The sequence below is a fragment of the Nocardia colli genome, assembly GCF_008704205.1.
Classification (GTDB): domain Bacteria; phylum Actinomycetota; class Actinomycetes; order Mycobacteriales; family Mycobacteriaceae; genus Nocardia; species Nocardia colli.
In genome coordinates, this window is record NZ_VXLC01000004.1 from 579096 (window position 1) to 598938 (window position 19843).

Sequence of the window (19843 nt, forward strand, 5' to 3'; positions counted from 1 at the left end):
TCGTCGATCGGCACGGCTCATTCCCGCCGCACGCACGTTGTCTGTGCGGCCATTATTCGGGAGGTACGCGTGACGACTTCTTCACGACCTTCAGTGCAAGACGCCGACCGTTCGGTGTTGGATGACAGCACCTTGGACGTGACCGAACAATCCGTTGCGGATCGAACCAGGACGCCCCGCGCGGAAGTCGTGGTCAAGGGTCGCAATGTCGAAGTTCCGGATCACTTTCGAATCTATGTCGCGGAGAAACTCTCCCGGCTCGAACGTTTCGATCCGTCCATTTTCATCTTCGACGTCGAGCTGTTCCACGAGCGAAATCGTCGGCAGCGCAAGAGTTGTCAGCGGGTGGAGATCACCGCGCGCGGCAAGGGCCCGATCGTCCGGGCCGAGGCCTGCGCCGACAGTTTCTACGCCGCGCTGGAGTCGGTGACGGCGAAGCTGGAAAGCCGCCTGCGCCGCACCAAGGATCGCCGCAAGGTGCACTACGGGGACAAGACCCCCGTCTCCGTCGCCCAGGCGACCGCCGATCTGGTGGACGACTCGCTGTTCACCCAGCCCAACGGAAACGGCTCCGCCGCCGCACACGACCACCCCGACGGCGAATCCCGCCGTCGCACCGACGACCTGCCGGAAAACTCGGAATACGCGGCCGGACCCGGCCATATCGTTCGCACCAAGGTGCACACCGCGACCCCGATGTCCGTCGACGACGCCCTCTACCAGATGGAACTCGTCGGCCATGACTTCTTCCTCTTCCAAGACCGAGAGACCGACCGACCGTCGGTTGTCTATCGTCGGCACGCCTTCGACTACGGCCTCATCCGGCTCGCATAGTCCAGGGTCCGCACCCTATCCATCTCTCCGGGCAGTCAACGCTCGAGTTGGGTGCCCGGAGATCCGCCCCGGTCTGTAGATCCATCCGCCGCCGATGACTCGGCCTCGCCGCGAATTACCCCAGAATCGTTGCGGCCTTGCGAGTTTCGCTATTCCAGGCCCGCGCGAGGTCGAGCAGGCGGCGGATGTCGGCGTCGATGTCGTTGGACGCGGCGCCGAAACGATCCATCTCGCGGGCAACCGCGGCCGGCGCGGCACCGGTGCGCTTGGTGACAATCGCCTGCTTCAGCTGCCGGGCATAGCGCTCATCGCTCGGTGGGCCCAGCGCTCGGTCGGCGGGCAGGTACCGGTGCAGCTGCATGAGGGCGTCGCGGATTTCCACCGTCATGCGCAGCAGGCGCGCATCCGGTGGCACCGAACCGCTTGCGGGGAGCACGATTTCGGGCACGGCCGCGGTCAGCTCGCGCCACAGCGGGCGCAGCCGACGGCAGTTGCGTCCCGATCGGTCCCAGCCCGCGCGCGCCGACACCAGCTCGGCCAGCGGTACCGCCAGCATCGCGGCGAGCACGAACACGGTGCCGAAATTCGGTGCCGCCCACCGGGTCAGGTGCGGGTCCTCGGCCTGCCAGCGGCCGGTGTGCCGGGCGATCGAGCTGATCAGGCCGGCGCTCGCGATGAACGGCGTGGCCAGCAGCGCGCAGAAGACGACGCGTTCATACGGCGTGACGTCACCGGTGCGCAGTTCGCGCAGGCCGACCCGCCAGACCAGCTTGCCCGCCGCGATCAGCGGCACCCACATCAGCGCGGACACCACGAATTCCTGCCAGCTGCTGTCCTGCCCGAGCAGCGTGCCTGCGCGTCGATAGGGCGTGCCGATGATCAGGATCAGCACGACGGCCGCGGTCGCGGCCAGGTCGAAATACCGCTGGCGACGGGCGGCCTGGCGCGGATCGGCATCGGCCCACAGCATCGCCGCGCCGTAGAGGCTGGCGATCGCGAGGATGGTGCACCCCATCGACAGCTGATGCATCAGGCTGCCGAACCGCGGCGCGATGCCTCGTTCCAGCAGGACGAGCGAGAGCGCGGTCCAGGCCAGCGAGCGGTTGAGCAGGCGATCGATCGCGGTGCTGTGGAGCAGCGCGAACCGCCCGATCGCCACGGCGACCACGAAGACGATCACCGGCACCGCGAAGATCGCGGGAACGGGTGAGCTCACCGACGGCGGTCGCGGAAGAACGTCCGGTGCAGCAAGGAGTCTCGGCGCGGTGGCCGCATGGCGTGCAGCATGACCATGTCGGCGAAGGTCTCGGCATCGCGTTCGCGAGTGGTGCCGTAGTCGGTGCGGCCGAGCACATGGGCGATGGATTCGGGGGAGATCGACGGCAGCAGTTCGGCGACCGCGGCCACCGTCGGGGTGGTCTGGCCGGGTTCGCCGTCGGCCGGCTGCTCCGGGCCGTGGCCGAGCAGCATGTGGCCGAGTTCGTGCACGATGATGTGCTCGGCGTGCCACTCGGTGGTGTCCGCGCCGTAGACGATGACGTCGCTGTCCTGCTTGGCGATCCACAGTCCGCTGCCGGTGCCGCAGCCGGTGCCCGCGAGCAGCGCGGTATCGATCGGCAGCAGGCTGATGTCCCGGCCGCGGTACCGCGCGACATCGTCGAGGTAGCTCGACAGATCCCACGGGTGCGGTATCGGTACGTCCCGAGTCAGGTTCCGGAACTGGGCCTGCATGGCCATGCGATCGAATCTCCTACAGCAAGCTCGGTGCCCCCATGTAGGTAGCGATATTACCGACTCGGCGGTACGGGACCATCCGTGCTCTCGATGATTCTCGCGAGAATCGACTGGTCGACGTTGGAACCGCGCAGCGCGATGCTGGAAACGTTGGCATCGCGCATGGTCGCGAGGAGTTCGAGTTCCCGGTCGATGGCCGCGGCCGCGGGGCCGGTGGTGGTGAGGTAGTCCGCGGCCACGCCGAAACTCTGGGCGATCGCGGCCAGCAGATCCGGTTCGACTGCGGCGGCGGCATTTTCGCCGTCGAACTCGCCTCGGCGTAGTCGTTCCAGCTGGCTCGCGGGGACGGTCCGGCGCAGGTAGTCGCCGGCCTGCGCGGCCACCGTCGCGTTGCTGCGCTCCGGGGCCGAGCGCGGGTGCACGACCGCGAACAGCCGATTGATCTTGTGGCTCAGCGTGAGCGCCCCGTTGGCCGGCGCGCCGTTCGTCATCTCCGTCACCTCAGTGCCCACCGTTTCGACTCGCGGTCGTGGCCAGGTTGGCAGCCAGCCACCGTGCCCGGAACTGACCTTCTGTCGCAGCATCCACGTCCTCCGATCGTCCGGCCAGCCAGCGCCGGTATCGCCGTTCCTGCAGTTCGGTGCCCTCGCTGGCTTCGGCGGGCACCTCGAGCAGGTGCGCGAAGGCCATTTCGACGAGGGGGTGTAGCACGCGGCCGGGACCGCCGTTGCGTTCCAGCATCGCGGTCGCGTAGCGCGCCGAGAGTTTCGACACGACCCGGTTGAGTTCGTCGATCGCGGAGGTCAATTGGGGATCGGTCGCCCGGCCCTGCTCGACCGCGTCGTTGAGCCGGCCCGCGGTGGCGAGCAGGCCGGTGAGGTCGGCGATCTCGAAGCGGATCGAGTCGGGTCCGGCCACGACGGACTCGCCGGGGTGGCGGGCGGCCGGCCCGAGGTCGTCGGCGACGGCGGGCGTGCCGCCCGCGTACGTCCGCGCGGCACTGCCCGGCAGCCAGCGCAGCGGCGCGTCGAGTTTGTTCAGCGTGGTGGTGCTGATCGCCGCGTCGCCGTCCTCGATCTTGCGAATCGTCGGTGCCGAAGGGCCCCCGAGGTCGCCGATCTGTAACTGCGTGAGTCCGAGCTCGTCCCGGCGTTCCTTGATGATTCGGCCGAATCTCTTCTGGCGCCGCGACAGCTCCGAAGGGCTATGCATAGTGCACTCAAGGGTAGGCGCGACCAGGGTCAAAGGCAAATCAATAGAAAGTGTTTGAAAAATCAGTAGCAATATTGCTACTGTTCTGATGCGCCGAGTCGCTACGACATCGGCCTTGCGGAGCGTTCCGAGACGAGCAGGGGCGTTCGTCGGGACGGGCGCCTCCGGTCTGTTGCGCAACGGCGCGCGGCAGGCCGGAACCAGCGACGGTGGAGGGGATCGCCGCTGCGCACGGGATCACCGTCGGCGAAGGGGGTCGACGGTGAACTTACTATGGAGTAAGTTTGGTGGTCGGAGATCTCTCGAAAGGAAATCGCATGGCCACCAAGGCTGCTCGCCGTGCCGTGATCGTGTCCGGTGCGCGCACGCCGTTCGTGCGTGCGTTCACCGGATACACGCGGATGGATTCCATCGCGCTCGCCGATGCCGCCGTCCGCGGGGTGCTCGAGCGGACCGGGCTGCCCGGCGCTCAGGTGCAGGCGATCGTCTGGGGCGGGGTCATCCTGCCCAGCGCGGCGCCGAACATCGCCCGGGAGATCGCCCTCGACCTGCGGTTGGACCCGGGTTGCGAGGGTTACACGGTGACCCGCGCCTGCGCGTCCGGCCTGCAGGCGGTGACCTCCGCCGCGGCCGCGATCGAGCGCGGCGAATACGACATCATGATCGCCGGCGGCAGCGATTCGACCTCCAACGCCGAGGTCAAGCTGCCGCAGAAGGTGGTGCACGCGGCCGCGCCGCTGGCCCTGGGCAAGCCGAAGCCGAAGGACTATCTGTCCGCGCTCACCCAGCTCGCGCCGTTCACCGATCTGCTGCCGAGCCGGCCGAAGATCGCCGAGCGGACCACCGGCGAGGTGATGGGGGAGTCGGCGGAGAAGATGGCGCGGATCCACGGGGTCAGCCGGGCCGATCAGGACGAGTTCGCCGCGCGGTCACACCATCGCGCCGCCGCGGCCATCGATTCGGGACGATTCGACGACGAGGTGCTGCGGGTGCGGACGCCCGAGGGCACCGAGATCGCGCGCGACGGATTGGTGCGCGGGGACACCAGCATCGAAAAACTGTCGAAACTCAAGCCGGTGTTCGCCGAAAACGGCACCGTGACGGCAGGCAATGCCAGCCCGCTCACCGACGGTGCCTCCGCGGTGCTGTTGATGAGCGAGGAGAAGGCGCTCGAGCTCGGATATCGGCCGCTGGCCGCGTTCCGGTCGTGGAGCTATGTCAGCGTCGATCCGACCGATCAGGTGCTGATCGGCCCGGCGATCTCCATGCCGCGCGCGCTGGACAAGGCCGGAATGTCGTTGAGCGACATCGATTTCGTCGATATCCACGAGGCGTTCGCGGCGCAGACGCTGTCCGTGCTGGCCGCGCTCGGCAGCACCGAGTGGGCCAAGACCCGCCTCGATCGGGACACCGCGGTCGGCGAGGTCGACATCGACAAGCTCAACGTGCACGGCGGCTCGGTGTCGCTCGGCCACCCCTTCGGCGCCACCGGTGCCCGAATGGTCACCACAATGGCGAACGAGCTGGCCCGAACCGGGAAAAACGCTGCGCTGCTCGGCATCTGCGCCGCAGGTGGCATCGGCGCTTCCGCCGTCCTAGAACGCGTCTGAACGCACCTCCCGCGCACGGGTTCGCCTGCCGCGCACGAATCAGCTAGCGATTTCGTCCGCGGCGGGACGAAACTTGCGCGGCGGGGCGAAGCTTGCGCGGCGGTTCATGGTCCGGGATTAGTGTCCGCGCTGCTCGGCATTTGCGCCGCCGGCGGCATCGGCGCTTCCGCCGTCCTAGAACGCGTCTGAACGCACCTCCCGCGCACGGGTTCGCCTGCCGCGCACGAATCAGCTAGCGATTTCGTCCGCGGCGGGACGAAACTTGCGCGGCGGGGCGAAGCTTGCGCGGCGGTTCATGGTCCGGGATTAGTGTCCGCGCTGCTCGGCATTTGCGCCGCCGGCGGCATCGGCGCTTCCGCCGTCCTAGAACGCGTCTGAACGCACCTCCCGCGCACGGGTTCGCCTGCCGCGCACGAATCAGCTAGCGATTTCGTGCGCGGCGAGGGGAAACCTGCGCGGCGGGTTCACTGTCCGAGATCAGTGTTCGCGCTTCGCCCGGGTGGGCCTGTCGCGCACCGGTTGGCGTGCCGCGCACCGGTTGGCGTGCCGCGCAGTGGTTGGCGTGCCGCGCAGTGGTTGGCGTGCCGCGCATGAATCGGCTAGCGATTTTGTGCGCGGTGGGATGGAATGTGTGCGGCGTGGGTGGCGGTGGGTCAGCGGCGGCGGTCGGGTGGGATTGCCGGGATGGTGCCGTCGGCGGTGGGGCGGATGCCGTAGCCGGTGAAGACGCGGCGTGCGGTCTGCGGTTTGCGGCCGCCCTCGTCGGCGATGATGCGCAGGCAGGTGTCGTGGTTGGTTTCGCCGGGGCGGCCCTCGCGGCGCAGGCGCAGCATGGCGGACGCGAGGTCGATGCCGAGCTCATTCGACAACCGGACGGCATCGACGTTGGCCATGGCAAAACCTCCTGAAGCTGAAAAACCGAGCGCGCGCGAAGAATCCATTGTCCGAGATGGATCCGTCAGTGGCGTACCCAATCGCCGGGTCTGTGAATCCTCACGCTCCGGCCACCCGCCTGGTGATCTCCCGCACAGTGAAAACGTCTGCGGGAGATCGGGAAATGTGCGTTATGCGCGGTAGGTCTCGTGGTGGACGGCGTCGTGCAGCGGGCGACGGGTGCGCCAGCCGAAGCGTTCCAGGTCGGGGGTCTGCTGGAATTCGTGCACCGGGCCGACGCACAGCCAGGCGATCGGGCGGATGCCGTCGGGCAAGCCGACGAGGTCGGTGAGGAATTCGGGGTCGTAGAAGGACACCCAGCCGACGCCGACGCCCTCCGCGGTGGCGGCCAGCCACAGGTTCTGAATCGCGAGAACGGCGGAGTAGACCCCGGTTTCGGGCACGGTGGCACGGCCGAGCACCTGCGGTCCGCCGCGGTCGTGGTCGTAGCTGACCACGATGCCGGTGCCGCTCTCGATAATGCCCTCGATCTTGATCGGCTCGAAGGTGGCCGCGCGTTCCGCCGGCAGCCCCGCCCGGAATTCGACCCGCTTGTCCGCTACATGATCGGCGAACTTGCGCAGCGTGCTCGGGTCGCGCACCACCACGAAATCCCACGGCTGCGAATTGCCGACACTCGGCGCCCGATGCGCCGCCTCCAGCATCCGCCACAGCGTCGCGTCGTCCACCGGCTCCCCGGTGAACTCGGCCCGCACGTCCCGCCGGGTCCGGATGGCCTCGTAAACGCTCAGCTCAGCAGCACACATGCGGCCCAGTCAACCAGCCGCGCGACCGCGGCAATCAGCGGCCCGGAACACGACGGTGCGGGCGGCACATTCCGCCGCCCGCACCGGTCAGATGCCTACCGCCGCCACTGCCCGTAATGCTCGACGACGTTGCCGTTGCCATCGCGATCGCAGGTACCGCTCAGCAGGCCAGGGGTGTTGACGAGGTCCTTTTCCAGCTGCCTTGCGCAGTCCCATTCGGCGTCCGGGCCGGAGTAGACCTGTCCGTCGTAGGCCGACGCCACCCCGGTCGCCCCGAGGCCGATGGTCGCGGCGGCGGCACAGGCATAGAAGACTTTACGAAACATGATGAATCCCTCCCGATTCCACGGCCCGGCTCTCCCATATCGCCGGAGCCGTTTCCGACGCTATCAGGACGGCGCGCGATCGAACCTGCCGAGATTCACGAAAGTTATTCGGCAGTGCCATGTTTCGGAGAAGTCTTTACTTCCATTGCTCGAACGTCACGGTATAGCCGCCGTTGCCGTCGGACTTGCAGCTGACGCTTTGCAGACCAGGGTTGTCCGTCAGGTCCTGATCCATCTGCCTGCTGCAATCCCAGTAGGCGTTGGGGCCATTGAAGTATTGCCCGTTGAAGGCGGACGCGACGCCTGCGGCGCCCAGCCCGATGGCGACCGCGGCGCAGGCACAGAAAACCGTACGAAACATGTGAATCCCTCCCATTGCGAATGGTCCGGGTCCTCCCATGACGCCGGAACCGCTTCCCAATTTATCAGGACGCGGTGCCGTCGACCAGGGTGGAATTCACGAGATACATTGGGCACTGCCATATTTCGGCGAAATGTGCGGGACGTCGATTCGAATCGATCGAATAGGGTGCACATTCCTGAGCGGCCCGGATCGGCGAATCCGGGCCGACTGCCTTATTTCGTCAGTTGCAGCTCGCGCGCGGCCGGCGCGGGGCGGCGGGAGAAGCGCTTGCGGCCCTCGGCGAGGGCGGTGCGCAGGCCGCGGCGCTTGCCGGTCTCCGGGTCGATCACCGGGGTGGTGACGCCGGCGAACTTGCGCTCCGAGGCGGTTTCGGGCGCGTCGTCGGCGGTGTCGCGCAGGTACTTGTTCGGCAGCGACAGCTTGAGGATGGTGCGCCAGGCCTTGAAGTACTGCACCGGCAGCGAGCCGGTGGTGTAGGGCAGGTCGTACTTCTCGGCGAGCTCCCGGACCCGCACGGCGATCTCGGCGTACCGGTTGCTCGGCAGATCGGGGAACAGGTGGTGTTCGATCTGGTGGCTCAGGTTGCCGGTCATGAAGTGGGTGATCGGGCCGCCGGAGATGTTGGCACTGCCGAGCATCTGCCGCAGGTACCACTGGCCCTTGGTCTCGCCGTCGATGTCGGCCTTGGTGAACTTCTCCGCGCCGTCGGGGAAGTGACCGCAGAAGATCACCGCGTTGGACCACACGTTGCGGATCGCGTTCGCGGCGAGGTTGGCGGTGAGCGTGGAGAAGAAGGCAGGGCCGGTGAGCGCCGGGAAGATCACGTAGTCCTTGACCACCTGCTTGCCCATCTTGGTGAGCGCCTCGGTGCGCTTGCGCTCGAAGTCGGCCCGCTCCGGGGTGCCCGGCTTGAACCGGCCCGCGGCGAGCTTGCCCAGCTCCATGTGCTGGATCGCGACGCCGTATTCGAACAGCAGTTGCAGCACCAGGTTGTAGACCGGGTTGCCCAGGTTGAACGGCTTCCACCGCTGGTCGCGGGTGACGCGCAGCAGGCCGTAGCCGATGTCGTCGTCCATGCCGAGCACGTTGGTGTACTTGTGGTGCAGGTAGTTGTGCGTGTGCTTCCAGTGCTTGGCCGCGCCCGCGTTGTCCCATTCCCAGGTGCTGGAGTGGATCTCCGGATCGTTCATCCAGTCCCACTGCCCGTGCATGGCGTTGTGCCCGATCTCCATGTTCTCGATGATCTTGGCGGTGCCGAGCAGGGCGACGCCGGCCAGCCAGGCCGGGGGTAAGAAGCTGGCGAACAGCACGCCGCGGCCGCTGATCTCGAGTGCGCGTTGCAGACGGATCACGTTGCGGATGTATCGCGCGTCGCGCGCACCGCGCGAGGCTTCGATATCCCGCCGGATCGCGTCGAATTCCGCGCCGAGTGCTTCCACGTCGGCCTCGGTGAGATGTGCGTATTCCTTGACATCCGAGATCGCCATGGCGGTTACAGTACCGTAAGTTACGAGACCGTAGGTTACGTGGACCTGAACGCGGATATGGCAAATCTCCCATTGCGTTCACGATCATTCGATGCTAGGTCGCGCGCATCGACGTTACGGCGTAAAGCCTTCTCTCGCACGGAGTTCCGGCGTGCCGGAACCTGTCCTTGTCCGCGCTCATCCTGCTCCGCCGGGCCGTCGTGCGCAACTCGAGGCGGCGTGTTCGGCCGCCCGGTGCGCGCGCCTCGATCGGCTCCTCAATCGCACTGGGGATATCCGGTCAACCAGCCGCTTTGTCGAACTTTTGCCAGCACGACACATGCTGTTCCGAAGATTCACCTAACTTCCAGCGTCTCTGACGAATGGAGTTCGACAATGCGATTATCCAAGGCGTTGCTCACGGCTGTTCTGCTCGCGAGCACCGCGCTGGTGGGGGCCGCGCCACTCGCGCAGGCCGACGACCACGCGCGCGTGCGCGTACTGACCTGGAACATCCTGCACGGTGGCCGTGAGCCCACGCCGGACAATCTGAACGACCTGATCGACCAGGTGATCGAGATCAAGCCGGACGTGTTCTTCGCCGTGGAGACCTACGGTTCCGGCGAGACCATCACCGACGCGCTGACCCGCCGCGCGCACAACGGCCGCTACACCGGCGTCAAGATCACCGATCGCCCGGCCGGGCAGGACAACCTGTGGATCTTCACCGAATACGACGTCGTCGCGACCTATCCGAAGCCGCAGGGCGGCCCGGTGAGCGACTTCGATCTCGGCGGCGTCCGGGTGCGGGTGCCGCACGACGGTGAGCTGAATCTATTCGCCACCTGGCTCACCTACACCGATCCGTGGGACGGCTACCTGATCGACGAGAACGCGATCGACCGCCGCGACGGCCGCGAACCGCGCAACTCGGTGGCCGCCGTGGTGCAGGCGGAGCGGGCGCAGACGCAGTACATCACCGACATCGTGCACAACCAGATTCCGCGGATGCTCGGAGGCAACACCGCGCCGATACTGCTCGGCGGAGACTTCAACACGCTGCCCGGCGCGGACTGGACGCCCGCCCAGGCGAACTGCCCGAACCACTTCGGGCTGAGCTATCCGCTGACCGCCACCAAGGCCGTCACCGACGCGGGTTTCGTGGACACCTTCCGCGCGGCCAACCCGGATGTCTGCGCGGTCCCCGGCCGGACCTGGAGTCCGCTGCCGACAGAGCAGCTGCTCACCGATCAGCGGATCGACTTCCTCTTCGCCACGGGCCAGGTCGAGACGCGGGAGTCGCGCATCATCGATCAGCGCCTGCGCCGCCACGGCCCGGGAGTGTTCTACTCCGACCATGCCGCGGTGGTCAGCGACTTGAAGGTGCGCTGGTGATCAGTTGATCGCCGAGCCGGTACTCACCCGAGTACCGGCTTTCCCGCTCAACGACGGCGGCGAGTACGGAACGACGCCCGCTGCCGAACGGCCTTGCGCCGCAACGAAGCCTGCTCGGTGCGCGCCCGCTCCTGCAACGCCACGGTGGCCTCGCGCAGCGCTTCCTTCTCGTGCTCGGCCTTCTCGCGCAGCGCGCGCTTGGCCTCGCGCAGCATTTCCTTCTCCTGCCGCGCCTTCTCCTTGAGCACCACCTTGGCCTCGCGCATCGCCGAGCGCAGCCCGCGCCGCTGCCCGGTCTCCGGGTCGACGCCGAGCCAGCTCGCGGTGTCCGAACTCGGCAGCGACGGCAGGGTGATGCCGGCGAACTTGCGTTCCGAGGAGGTCTCCGGCGCGTTGTCCGCGGTGGCCTTGAGGAAGCGGTCCGGCAGCGCGAGCTTGTGGATGGTGCGGAAGGCGAGCAGGTACTGCTTGCCGAGCGAGCCGGTGGTGTAGGGCAGGTCGTACTTGTCGCACAGTTCGCGCACCCGCACGGCGATCTCCGAGTACCGATTGCTCGGCAGGTCGGGGAACAGGTGGTGCTCGATCTGGTAGCAGAGGTTGCCGCTCATGAACGCCATCGCGGGCCCGGCCTTGAAGTTGGCACTGCCGAGCATCTGCCGCAGGTACCACTCGCCGCTGGTCTCGCCCTCGAGCTGCTCGATGGTGAACTTCTCGGCGCCGTCCGGGAAGTGGCCGCAGAAGATCACCGCGTAGGCCCACAGGTTGCGGACCAGGTTGGCCGTCGCGTTCGCCTTCAGCGTGGACATGAACGCCGGGCCGGTGAGCGCCGGGTAGAACAGGAAGTCCTTGGCCACCTGACGGGCGATCTTGCGGCCGAACTCGCGGTTCGGCTCGGACATCAGCTCGCGCGGCGGCGTGCCGGACAGTTCCTTCTCGATGCTCCAGTCGTGCAGCGCGATGCCCCACTCGAAGGTCGCGGCCAGCACCAGGTTGGCCAGCGGCTGCACCAGGTGGATCGGGCGCCAGGTCTCGTCGCGGGTCATCCGCAGGATGCCGAAGCCGAGGTCCTCGTCCTTGCCGAGCACGTTGGTATAGGTGTGATGGGAGTAGTTGTGCGCACGCCGCCACTGCGACGAGGGTCCGGTCTGATCCCACTCCCAGCTGCTGGAGTGGATCTCCGGGTCGTTCATCCAGTCCCACTGCCCGTGGCTGATGTTGTGCCCGAGCTCCATGTTCTCGACGATCTTGGCGACCGAGAGCAAGGCCGTGCCGGTGAGCCAGGCCCACCGGTTGCGGCTGCCGAACAGCACCGCGCGACCGGCGACCTCGAGCGCGCGCTGCGCGGCGATGGTGCGCCGGATGTATTTCGCGTCACGTTCGCCGCGTGACTGCTCCACCGAGCGCCGGATCGAATCGAGCTCCTGCCCCAGTGTTTCGATGTCTGCCGCAGTCAGGTGGGCGAACGCCTGAATATCGGTGATTGCCACCGGGTGTCCTTTCGCTGCTCAATTTGATTTGAGGGTACCCAAAGAACGTCGGCGGCGTTCCGGGCCGAGGCCCGGCGCTCGCTCAGACGTCCAGGGTGCAGTCGCCTGCCGCGGCGGAGATGCAGGTCTGCACCTTGTCGCCTTCGCGATGCTCGTCACCGTTGCGCAGATCGCGCACGTGCCCGGAACTCAGTGTCACGACACAGGTCTGGCAGATGCCCATGCGGCAGCCGAACGGCATCTGCACGCCGGCCGCCTCGCCCGCCTCGAGCAGGCTGGTCGCGCCGTCGATCTCGGCCGTGCGGCCGGTCTTGCCGAAGATGACCGTGCCGCCCTCGCCGACCGCGCCGCGCTCGATCTCGAACCGCTCGATGTGCAGCCGGTCCGCGATGCCCGCGTCGCGCCAGTGATGCTCGATCTCGTCCAGCATCGCGGCCGGGCCGCAGGCCCAGGTCTGGCGCTCGCGCCAATCGGGGAACTTCTCGTCCAGCCCGGCCAGCGCGAACTTGCCGTGCTCGCCGGTGAGGTTCAGGTGCGAGGTGAAACTCGGGTGCCGGTCGTGCAGGTCGCGCAGCTCGGCGCCGAACATGACGTCCTCGGCGGTGCGCGCGGAATGCAGGTGCTGCACATCGGTGACCATGTCGCGCCGGTCCATCGAGCGCAGCATCGCCAGCACCGGGGTGATGCCGCTGCCCGCGGTGAGGAACAGCACCTTCTCCGGCGGCGGGTAGGGCAGCACGAAACCGCCCTGCGGCGCGGCCAGCCGCACCACGGTGCCGACCGGGACGCCGCTGACCAGGTGGCTGGACAGGAAGCCCTCCGGCATCGCCTTCACCGCGATCGAGATGACCCGCTTGCCGCCTGCCTCCGGATCCGACCAGTTCGGCGGGCAGGTCAGCGAGTAGGACCGCCAATGCCAGCGGCCGTCGATCAGCACGCCGATGCCGATGTATTGGCCCGGCTCGTATTTGAAGTCGAAACCCCAGCCCGGCTTGATCACCAGGGTGGCCGAGTCCGCGGTCTCCTTGCGCACGTCGACGATGCGGCCGCGCAGCTCGCGGGCCGACCACAGCGGGTTGGCCAGGTGCAGATAATCGTCCGGCAGCAGCGGGGTGGTGACTCGGGCCACGGCCCCGCGCAGCACGTTCAGCCTGCCGCCGCGCTCGGCGACCGCGGCGGCCGGAGCCTCCAGCCACTCCCGCACGCCCCGCACGGAGAATCCCCCATTTTTCGAGCTCATCGCTGCCGTTCGTCTTCCTGTTCGTCGGATGCGCTGCCCACGCAACAGCCAGGTTACGGCATCGTAGGTTAGCTGACGTGTCGTGGCCGTCACCCCTATCATCCCGGGCGAACGACCGTCCGTCACCACGTCCGGGCGATAAGGGAACGTCAGAGCAGTTCGATCAGGAACGGCAGTTCCTGCGCGGCGTACCAGGCCAGCTGGTGGTCCTCGGCGTCGCCGAGCACGAACTCGGCGTCGGTGTCGCCGAGGTCGGCGGCGTCCACCACGTCGACCGCCTTGGCCACCTCGGGCTCGGCCTCGGCCAGGTCGACGTGCACGCAGCCGATCTGGTCGTAGGTGATCGGCGCGGCCAGCTTGACCACGGCGTCGTCGAGGTCGGGGCGCAGCTTGACGCCGGTCACGTCGGCGGCGATCACCGCGCGCCGGTAGACCGGCCGTCCGGTCGCGGCCGGCTCGGCGTCGTCGGCCGAGTCGTCGGCGTCGTCGCGTTCGGCGGCGAGCAGGCGCAGCGAGGCGCGGGCGGCCTCGCCCATCGCCACCTCGGCCAGCTCCTCGTCGTCGCCGGAGGCGTACGCCTCGCGCAGCGCCGGGGTCACCGCGAACGCGGTGCCGCCGATCGGGCGCAGCTCCCGGTTGGTGACGAGCTCGCGCAGCATCGGCACCGTCGCGGGGATGTAGACCCGCATTTTCTCCTGATCAGACGCAGGCACCGAGCATCTCCTCCATGGAATCGCGCACCGACGCGGCCAGCACGCCGATGTCGGCCATCGCGTCGCGGTCGGCGTTGAGTCCGTAGAAAACGCGTCCGTCATAGGACGTGATCCCGATGCTCGAGGCCTGATTACGCAGCAGCGGCGACACCGGATACATCTCCAGCATCCGCGCGCCGCCGATGAACATCGGGGTCTGCGGACCCGGTGCGTTGGTGATCACCAGATTGAAAGTGTGTTCTGCGAAGGTACTCGCCGCACGCACGCTCATGGCATGCAGGCTCGCCGGAGCGAACCCGGCCAGATGTACCAGCGTGCGCGCGCGGACCCCGCGCTGGTGCCTGCCGTTGGCCTCGGTGGCGTGCGCGATGTGCGACAGCCGCATCACCGGATTGGGCTCGCCGACCGGCAGATCGATCAGGAACGAGGACACCTCGCCTGCCGGTTTCAGCTGGTCCCCGTCCGCCCCTTCGACATACACCGACATCGGCACCACGGCGCGCAGCGTGGTCGATTCGGTCAGGCCCTCGCCGCGGGAGAGCAGCCAGTTGCGCAGCGCGCCGGTGACCACCGCGAGGATGACGTCGTTGATCGAGCAGTCGAAGCGCTTGCGGATCCTGCGGTAGTCCTCCAGCTCGGTGCGCACCGTGTCGAAGCGGCGGTTGCGCGAGGTGCGCGCGTTCAGGGGGCTGTCCGGCGCGCCGGTGGTCGCGGCGCGCACCGCGGAGACCACCGAGTCCATCGCCCGGCCCGCCGCGCCGATCACCGCGAACGCGTGCCCGCTCGCCCGCCGCGCCACCTCGATGGCCTCGCGCGGCTGGGCGGCCAGGTGGGTCAGCGCGCCGACCAGCAGTTCCGCCTCGTTGGGTTCGCGGGGAGCGAGCCACGCGTCGTCGGCGAGTTCGCGCGGTGACGGGCCGTTGTCCAGGATGACGTGGCCGATCTCCAGCGCGGTGTCCCCGTCGACCAGCGCCGAATGGGTCTTGGTGAAGATCGCGCAGCGGCCGTCGGACAGGCCCTCGATCAGGTACATCTCCCACAGCGGCCGGGTCTGGTCCAGCGGCCGCGAGGCCAGCCTGGCCACCAGTTCGTGCAGTTGCTCGTCGGTGCCCGGCATCGGCAGCGCGGAGCGGCGGATGTGATAGGTGACGTCGAACTGGCTGTCCTCCACCCACACCGGCCGTCCCAGCGCGAACGGGATCTCGCGCACCTTGCGCCGATAGCGGGGAACCAGCGAGAGCCGGGCGTCGACCAGGTCGACCAGCCGGTCGTAGTCGAGCGCCGGGCCGGCGGCGGCGCTGCCCGGCTCGGTATTCCGGAGGATCGCGAGGGAGCCGATGTGGATCGGATTGGTGCTCGGCTCGAGCCGATAGAACGACGCGTCCTGCGGCGTCAGTCTCGTGATCACGCTGCCCGGTGCTCCTTTTTCGATGCCGCCTCACGCCTATTGTGCTGTCGCCACAGGGATTCAGCTGCTCCGCTGTGGCGTATCCGGTGAAATCGGCGTTCCCCTTTACCCGTCCCGGCGGTCGTGGCAAGCTGTTCGACTCGAGCACGGGGAACTCGATTCGATCACAGGGGGAGACCGGATGCACAGCCGACGACCATCGCTGTCGCCCGCGCCGCGAAACGAGCCGCCGCTGGACGGCGATCGGCCGGTGCGCACGCGCGCGGAGGCGGTGTCGCCACGAGCCGCGCTGCCCTGCCGTCGCATGCCGGCACATAGCGGGCCGGCCAATCGGGCGGCACCGCGACGCGCCCGGCACGACGGACGCCTTACATCGTACGGCACCGATGGCGAAACGGGTTCCGCCGCAAGTCGATTCGCTGAAAGTTCGCTGCGCCTCGTCTTGGAGGTGCTGGACGGCCGGCGGCCGGTGGTCCAGCTGCGCCGGCTGATGACGCCCTCGGTGCTGGCCGCGATCGAGACGCTCGCCCGGACCGCGCCGCCGGGCCACGGCCTCGGCCCGGCCCTGCTGACCAAGCTCGGGGTCGAGTTGACCGGGCCGAACACGGCCGAAGTCTATGGCAGTTATCAGCGCGGGAATCGGGTGTTCGCGCTCGCCGCGTGCGTTGTGCTGCACCGCACGGGCTGGCAGCTGAGCGCGTTCCGCGTACTGTGAGTACCAGGGCGGACGACCCGGCGGGGTACCGCATTACCATGGGGCGTGCAGCGGATTCCGCACTCGGAGCGCGAACCCGCACGCCGGCCGTGCGTCCACCCCTCGGCCCGGCGCCGACGACACGAAATGACACACCGACCAGAGGACTGACGAGACCCGTGCCTGCGCTGACACTGACGAGGTTGCTACGGATTGGTGAAGGTCGCATGGTCAAGCGGCTCGCCAACTTCGCCGATCAGGTTCTCGACCTCGAGTCGGAGTACGAGCTACTCACCGACGACGAGCTGCGCGGCAAGACCGACGAGTTCCGCGAGCGCTACTCGGACATGGTCGAGGACGGTCACGCGGACCCGCTCGGCGCGCTGATGGCCGAGGCCTTCGCGGTCGCGCGCGAGGCGTCCTGGCGAGTGCTGAACCAGAAGCACTACAAGGTGCAGATCATGGGCGGCGCGGCGCTGCACACCGGCAACATCGCCGAGATGAAGACCGGTGAGGGCAAGACGCTCACCTCGGTGCTGCCCGCCTACCTCAACGCGATCAGCGGCGACGGCGTGCACATCGTCACCACCAACGACTACCTGGCCAAGCGCGACTCCGAGTGGATGGGCCGTGTGCACCGCTTCCTCGGGCTCGAGGTCGGCGCGATCCTCGGCGGCATGACCCCCGCGCAGCGCCGGGTCGCCTACGGCGCCGACATCACCTACGGCACGAACAACGAGTTCGGCTTCGACTACCTGCGCGACAACATGACGCACTCGCTCGACGATCTGGTCCAGCGCGGGCACAACTTCGCCGTGGTCGACGAGGTCGACTCGATCCTGATCGACGAGGCGCGCACCCCGCTGATCATCTCCGGCCCGGCCGACGCGTCCAGCAAGTGGTACGCCGAATTCGCGCGCATCGCACCGCTGCTGAAGAAGGACCTGCACTACGAGGTCGACATCAAGAAGCGCACCATCGGCGTGCACGAGGCCGGCGTCGAGTTCATCGAGGACCAGCTCGGCATCGACAACCTCTACGAGGCCGCCAACTCGCCGCTGGTCAGTTACGTGAACAACGCGATCAAGGCCAAGGAGCTGTACTCGCGCGACAAGGACTACATCGTCCGCGACGGCGAGGTCATCATCGTCGACGAGTTCACCGGCCGCATCCTGGTCGGCCGCCGCTACAACGAGGGCATGCACCAGGCGATCGAGGCCAAGGAAGGGGTGGAGATCCAGCCGGAGAACCAGACCCTGGCCACGATCACCCTGCAGAACTACTTCCGCCTCTACGACAAGCTCTCCGGCATGACCGGTACCGCCGAGACCGAGGCGGCCGAGCTGCACCAGATCTACAGCCTCGGCGTGGTCCCGATCCCGACGAACCGGCCGATGGTCCGTGCGGACCAGTCCGACCTGATCTACAAGACCGAAGAGGCCAAGTTCGCGGCCGTGGTCGACGACGTCACCGAGCGGCACCAGCGTGACCAGCCGGTGCTGATCGGTACCACCAGCGTCGAGCGCTCGGAGTACCTGTCCAAGCAGTTCACCAAGCGCGGCATCGCGCACACCGTGCTGAACGCGAAGTTTCACGAGAAGGAAGCCGAGATCATCGCCGAGGCCGGCCGGCCGGGCGCGGTGACCGTGGCGACCAACATGGCCGGTCGTGGTACCGACGTCGTGCTCGGCGGCAACCCGGACATCATCGCCGACCTCATCCTGCGCCGCGAGGGCCTGGACCCGGTCGAGACGCCGGACGCCTACCAGCAGGCCTGGCTGCCGACGCTGGAGCAGGTCAAGGCGCAGACCTCGGCGGACGCGGAGATCGTGCGCGACGCGGGCGGGCTCTACGTGCTCGGCACCGAGCGGCACGAGTCGCGGCGTATCGACAACCAGCTGCGTGGTCGTTCCGGCCGTCAGGGTGACCCCGGCGAGTCGCGGTTCTACCTGTCGCTGGGCGACGAGCTGATGCGCCGATTCAACGGCGCCGCGCTCGAGGCGATCATGACCCGGCTCAACCTGCCCGACGATGTGCCGATCGAGGCCAAGATGGTCTCCAAGGCGATCAAGAGCGCGCAGACCCAGGTCGAGCAGCAGAACTTCGAGATCCGCAAGAACGTGCTCAAGTACGACGAGGTGATGAACCAGCAGCGCACCATCATCTACGGCGAGCGCAACCGGATCCTGCGCGGCGAGGACATGGAGGGCCAGGTCCAGAGCATGATCACGGACGTGGTCACCGCCTACGTCAACGGCGCGACCGCCGAGGGCTACGTCGAGGACTGGGATCTGGACAAGCTGTGGACGGCGCTCAAGACGCTGTACCCGGTGAAGGTCAGCTACAAGGATCTGACCGGCGAGACCGCGGTCGGCGAGGCCGGCGACCTGAGCCGCGACGAGCTGCTCGAGGCGCTGCTGGACGACGCGCACGAGGCCTACGAGCGGCGCGAGGCCGAGATCGACGGGCTGGCCGGCGAGGGCAGCATGCGCAATCTCGAACGCCAGGTGCTGCTTTCGGTGCTGGACCGCAAGTGGCGCGAGCACCTCTACGAGATGGACTATCTCAAGGAGGGCATCGGCCTGCGGGCGATGGCGCAGCGCGACCCGCTGGTCGAGTACCAGCGTGAGGGCTTCGACATGTTCTCGGCGATGCTCGAGGGCCTGAAGGAGGAGTCGGTCGGCTTCCTGTTCAACCTCCAGGTCGAGGTGCAGCAGCCGCAGCCCGAGGGCGTCTCGGTCGATCAGGGCCTGCGTTCGCCGGTCGGTGCGATGGCCGCGCCGCGCCCGCTGCCCACCGACGAGGCGCCCCTGCCCAACGGCAGCGGCGCCGCCCCGGCGGCGTTGCGCGCCAAGGGAATCGACGACTCCGCCCGGCGTGGCCTGAGCTACTCGGGTCCGGACGAGGGCGGGCATCGTGAGGTGCACAGCGACGCCGAGGAGTACGGCGACGGCACCACCCGCCGCGAGCGCCGCGAGGCCGCCCGCGCGCAGGAAAAGCCGAAGCGCGCGCCGAAGCCGCGTCGCAGGCACTGACAGTTCGCCGTAACAGCGCCCGAGGACTCCGGTCCTCGGGCGCTGTCGCGTTCCGGCCCCGATCAGCCGCACCACTCTTGATTTCCCGCACCGAAAATCGCAGGCAAAATTCGGTGCGGGAAATCAGAAGTGGTGCGGCTGCGGGGTGTCTTTGGGCGGGAACCGGCCCGTAGGTGGGCGAACAGGCGTAGTTTTGCCCGTCGTGGACCGCAGCACAGTTGAGGCGTGGGTCGGCGAATACGAGCGGGCCTGGCGAGCGCCGGGCACCGACAAGCTAGGCGACCTCTTCGCCCCCGGAATCGGATATCAGGTCTCGCCCTGGGCGGAACCGCTCACGGGGTTACCGGCGCTGGCGAAGTTCTGGGAGACCGGACGCGACAGCCCGGACGAGTCGTTCACCATCGAGCCCGAAGTCGTTGCGGTGGACGGGCTTACCGCCGTCGTCCGGGCGGAGGTCGAATACCCGGACCAACCCGCGCGCTGGCGCGACCTATGGGTGCTGCGCTTCGACGACGACGGCCGCTGCACCTGGTTCGAGGAGTGGCCGTTCACTCCCGGTCAGCCCGACGGGCAGGACCGATCCACCGCGGCACTGAGCGCCAGTGGGGAAAGTCCCCAGCCGTGA

19 protein-coding genes are annotated in these 19843 nt (G+C 67.9%); 6 read left to right on the forward strand and 13 right to left on the reverse strand.

Annotated elements, in window-relative coordinates; all coding sequences use genetic code 11:
* The first annotated feature begins 69 nt into the window (after nt 1–69).
* Nucleotides 70–834: a ribosome hibernation-promoting factor, HPF/YfiA family gene (gene hpf / locus F3087_RS14655; protein ID WP_396897550.1), complete on the forward strand. Its 765-nt coding sequence runs from the start codon at nt 70–72 to the stop codon at nt 832–834.
* A 115-nt stretch (nt 835–949) separates the two neighbouring features.
* Here the strand turns inward: hpf and F3087_RS14660 are convergent, their stop codons facing one another.
* From F3087_RS14660 to F3087_RS14675, 4 genes are read right to left on the reverse strand one after another with little or no spacing between them, the layout of a single operon-like run.
* A complete protein-coding gene (locus F3087_RS14660; RefSeq protein ID WP_150402451.1) occupies nt 950–2050 on the reverse strand; it encodes an MAB_1171c family putative transporter in 1101 nt (366 codons plus the stop codon).
* Nucleotides 2047–2571 (reverse strand): hypothetical protein, encoded by a 525-nt coding sequence (locus F3087_RS14665; protein WP_150402452.1) that lies wholly within the window; start codon nt 2569–2571, stop codon nt 2047–2049. The genes F3087_RS14660 and F3087_RS14665 overlap by 4 nt, the downstream gene beginning before the upstream one ends.
* 50 nt (nt 2572–2621) lie before the next feature.
* Complete coding sequence (locus tag F3087_RS14670; protein ID WP_150402453.1) at nt 2622–3059, reverse strand: hypothetical protein; 438 nt, start codon at nt 3057–3059, stop codon at nt 2622–2624.
* 10 nt (nt 3060–3069) lie between these two features.
* Nucleotides 3070–3780, reverse strand: coding sequence for a helix-turn-helix domain-containing protein (locus F3087_RS14675; protein WP_150402454.1), 711 nt, complete (start codon nt 3778–3780; stop codon nt 3070–3072).
* A 317-nt stretch (nt 3781–4097) separates the two neighbouring features.
* On the opposite strand from F3087_RS14675, the gene F3087_RS14680 reads away from it, so the two are divergent.
* Complete coding sequence (locus F3087_RS14680; protein ID WP_150402455.1) at nt 4098–5390, forward strand: acetyl-CoA C-acyltransferase; 1293 nt, start codon at nt 4098–4100, stop codon at nt 5388–5390.
* Nucleotides 5391–6043: 653 nt separating this feature from the next.
* Here the strand turns inward: F3087_RS14680 and F3087_RS14685 are convergent.
* The 5 genes from F3087_RS14685 to F3087_RS14705 all read right to left on the reverse strand — a co-directional run bounded on the left by F3087_RS14685 (nt 6044) and on the right by F3087_RS14705 (nt 9267).
* Nucleotides 6044–6283 carry a hypothetical protein gene (locus F3087_RS14685; protein ID WP_150402456.1) on the reverse strand — a complete coding sequence of 80 codons (240 nt, stop codon included), beginning with the start codon at nt 6281–6283 and terminating at the stop codon, nt 6044–6046.
* A gap of 171 nt (nt 6284–6454) precedes the next feature.
* The gene (gene bluB, locus F3087_RS14690) at nt 6455–7075 is read right to left on the reverse strand and encodes a 5,6-dimethylbenzimidazole synthase (RefSeq protein ID WP_191093994.1); all 621 of its coding nucleotides are present in this window, start codon (nt 7073–7075) and stop codon (nt 6455–6457) included.
* 110 nt (nt 7076–7185) lie between these two features.
* Nucleotides 7186–7416 (reverse strand): hypothetical protein, encoded by a 231-nt coding sequence (locus F3087_RS14695; protein ID WP_150402458.1) that lies wholly within the window; start codon nt 7414–7416, stop codon nt 7186–7188.
* 136 nt (nt 7417–7552) lie between these two features.
* Nucleotides 7553–7777, reverse strand: coding sequence for a hypothetical protein (locus F3087_RS14700; protein ID WP_150402459.1), 225 nt, complete (start codon nt 7775–7777; stop codon nt 7553–7555).
* A gap of 215 nt (nt 7778–7992) precedes the next feature.
* Complete coding sequence (locus F3087_RS14705; RefSeq protein ID WP_150402460.1) at nt 7993–9267, reverse strand: fatty acid desaturase family protein; 1275 nt, start codon at nt 9265–9267, stop codon at nt 7993–7995.
* A 375-nt stretch (nt 9268–9642) separates the two neighbouring features.
* On the opposite strand from F3087_RS14705, the gene F3087_RS14710 reads away from it, so the two are divergent.
* Entirely contained in the window at nt 9643–10641 is a 999-nt protein-coding gene (locus F3087_RS14710; RefSeq protein WP_150402461.1) for an endonuclease/exonuclease/phosphatase family protein, read from the forward strand.
* A 47-nt stretch (nt 10642–10688) separates the two neighbouring features.
* On the opposite strand, the gene F3087_RS14715 is transcribed toward F3087_RS14710, so the two are convergent.
* From F3087_RS14715 to F3087_RS14730, 4 genes are all read right to left on the reverse strand, one after another.
* A complete protein-coding gene (locus tag F3087_RS14715) occupies nt 10689–12128 on the reverse strand; it encodes a fatty acid desaturase (protein ID WP_150402462.1) in 1440 nt (479 codons plus the stop codon).
* A gap of 82 nt (nt 12129–12210) precedes the next feature.
* Complete coding sequence (locus F3087_RS14720; RefSeq protein WP_150402463.1) at nt 12211–13368, reverse strand: ferredoxin reductase; 1158 nt, start codon at nt 13366–13368, stop codon at nt 12211–12213.
* A 149-nt stretch (nt 13369–13517) separates the two neighbouring features.
* Entirely contained in the window at nt 13518–14057 is a 540-nt protein-coding gene (locus tag F3087_RS14725; protein ID WP_150402873.1) for a DUF6912 family protein, read from the reverse strand.
* Between the two features lie 10 nt (nt 14058–14067).
* Nucleotides 14068–15489 (reverse strand): WS/DGAT/MGAT family O-acyltransferase, encoded by a 1422-nt coding sequence (locus F3087_RS14730; RefSeq protein WP_150402464.1) that lies wholly within the window; start codon nt 15487–15489, stop codon nt 14068–14070.
* A 304-nt stretch (nt 15490–15793) separates the two neighbouring features.
* Between F3087_RS14730 and F3087_RS14735 the strand changes: the two genes are divergently transcribed.
* From F3087_RS14735 to F3087_RS14745, 3 genes are all read left to right on the forward strand, one after another.
* Nucleotides 15794–16204, forward strand: coding sequence for an Rv3235 family protein (locus tag F3087_RS14735; protein ID WP_223885128.1), 411 nt, complete (start codon nt 15794–15796; stop codon nt 16202–16204).
* Between the two features lie 158 nt (nt 16205–16362).
* Nucleotides 16363–19218, forward strand: a complete 2856-nt coding sequence (secA, locus tag F3087_RS14740) for a preprotein translocase subunit SecA (RefSeq protein ID WP_150402466.1) — start codon at nt 16363–16365, stop codon at nt 19216–19218.
* A gap of 202 nt (nt 19219–19420) precedes the next feature.
* Nucleotides 19421–19843 (forward strand): YybH family protein, encoded by a 423-nt coding sequence (locus tag F3087_RS14745; RefSeq protein WP_150402467.1) that lies wholly within the window; start codon nt 19421–19423, stop codon nt 19841–19843.

Excerpts from the sequence above, each read along its gene's own strand:
- F3087_RS14665 (WP_150402452.1), bottom strand. The coding sequence starts at position 2,571 with ATGGCCATGCAGGCCCAGTTCCGGAACCTGACTCGGGACGTACCGATA.
- F3087_RS14670 (WP_150402453.1), bottom strand. The coding sequence starts at position 3,059 with ATGACGAACGGCGCGCCGGCCAACGGGGCGCTCACGCTGAGCCACAAG.
- F3087_RS14675 (WP_150402454.1), bottom strand. The coding sequence starts at position 3,780 with ATGCATAGCCCTTCGGAGCTGTCGCGGCGCCAGAAGAGATTCGGCCGA.
- F3087_RS14680 (WP_150402455.1), top strand. The coding sequence starts at position 4,098 with ATGGCCACCAAGGCTGCTCGCCGTGCCGTGATCGTGTCCGGTGCGCGC.
- F3087_RS14685 (WP_150402456.1), bottom strand. The coding sequence starts at position 6,283 with ATGGCCAACGTCGATGCCGTCCGGTTGTCGAATGAGCTCGGCATCGAC.
- F3087_RS14695 (WP_150402458.1), bottom strand. The coding sequence starts at position 7,416 with ATGTTTCGTAAAGTCTTCTATGCCTGTGCCGCCGCCGCGACCATCGGC.
- F3087_RS14700 (WP_150402459.1), bottom strand. The coding sequence starts at position 7,777 with ATGTTTCGTACGGTTTTCTGTGCCTGCGCCGCGGTCGCCATCGGGCTG.
- F3087_RS14705 (WP_150402460.1), bottom strand. The coding sequence starts at position 9,267 with ATGGCGATCTCGGATGTCAAGGAATACGCACATCTCACCGAGGCCGAC.
- F3087_RS14710 (WP_150402461.1), top strand. The coding sequence starts at position 9,643 with ATGCGATTATCCAAGGCGTTGCTCACGGCTGTTCTGCTCGCGAGCACC.
- F3087_RS14720 (WP_150402463.1), bottom strand. The coding sequence starts at position 13,368 with ATGAGCTCGAAAAATGGGGGATTCTCCGTGCGGGGCGTGCGGGAGTGG.
- F3087_RS14725 (WP_150402873.1), bottom strand. The coding sequence starts at position 14,057 with ATGCGGGTCTACATCCCCGCGACGGTGCCGATGCTGCGCGAGCTCGTC.
- F3087_RS14735 (WP_223885128.1), top strand. The coding sequence starts at position 15,794 with ATGCCGGCACATAGCGGGCCGGCCAATCGGGCGGCACCGCGACGCGCC.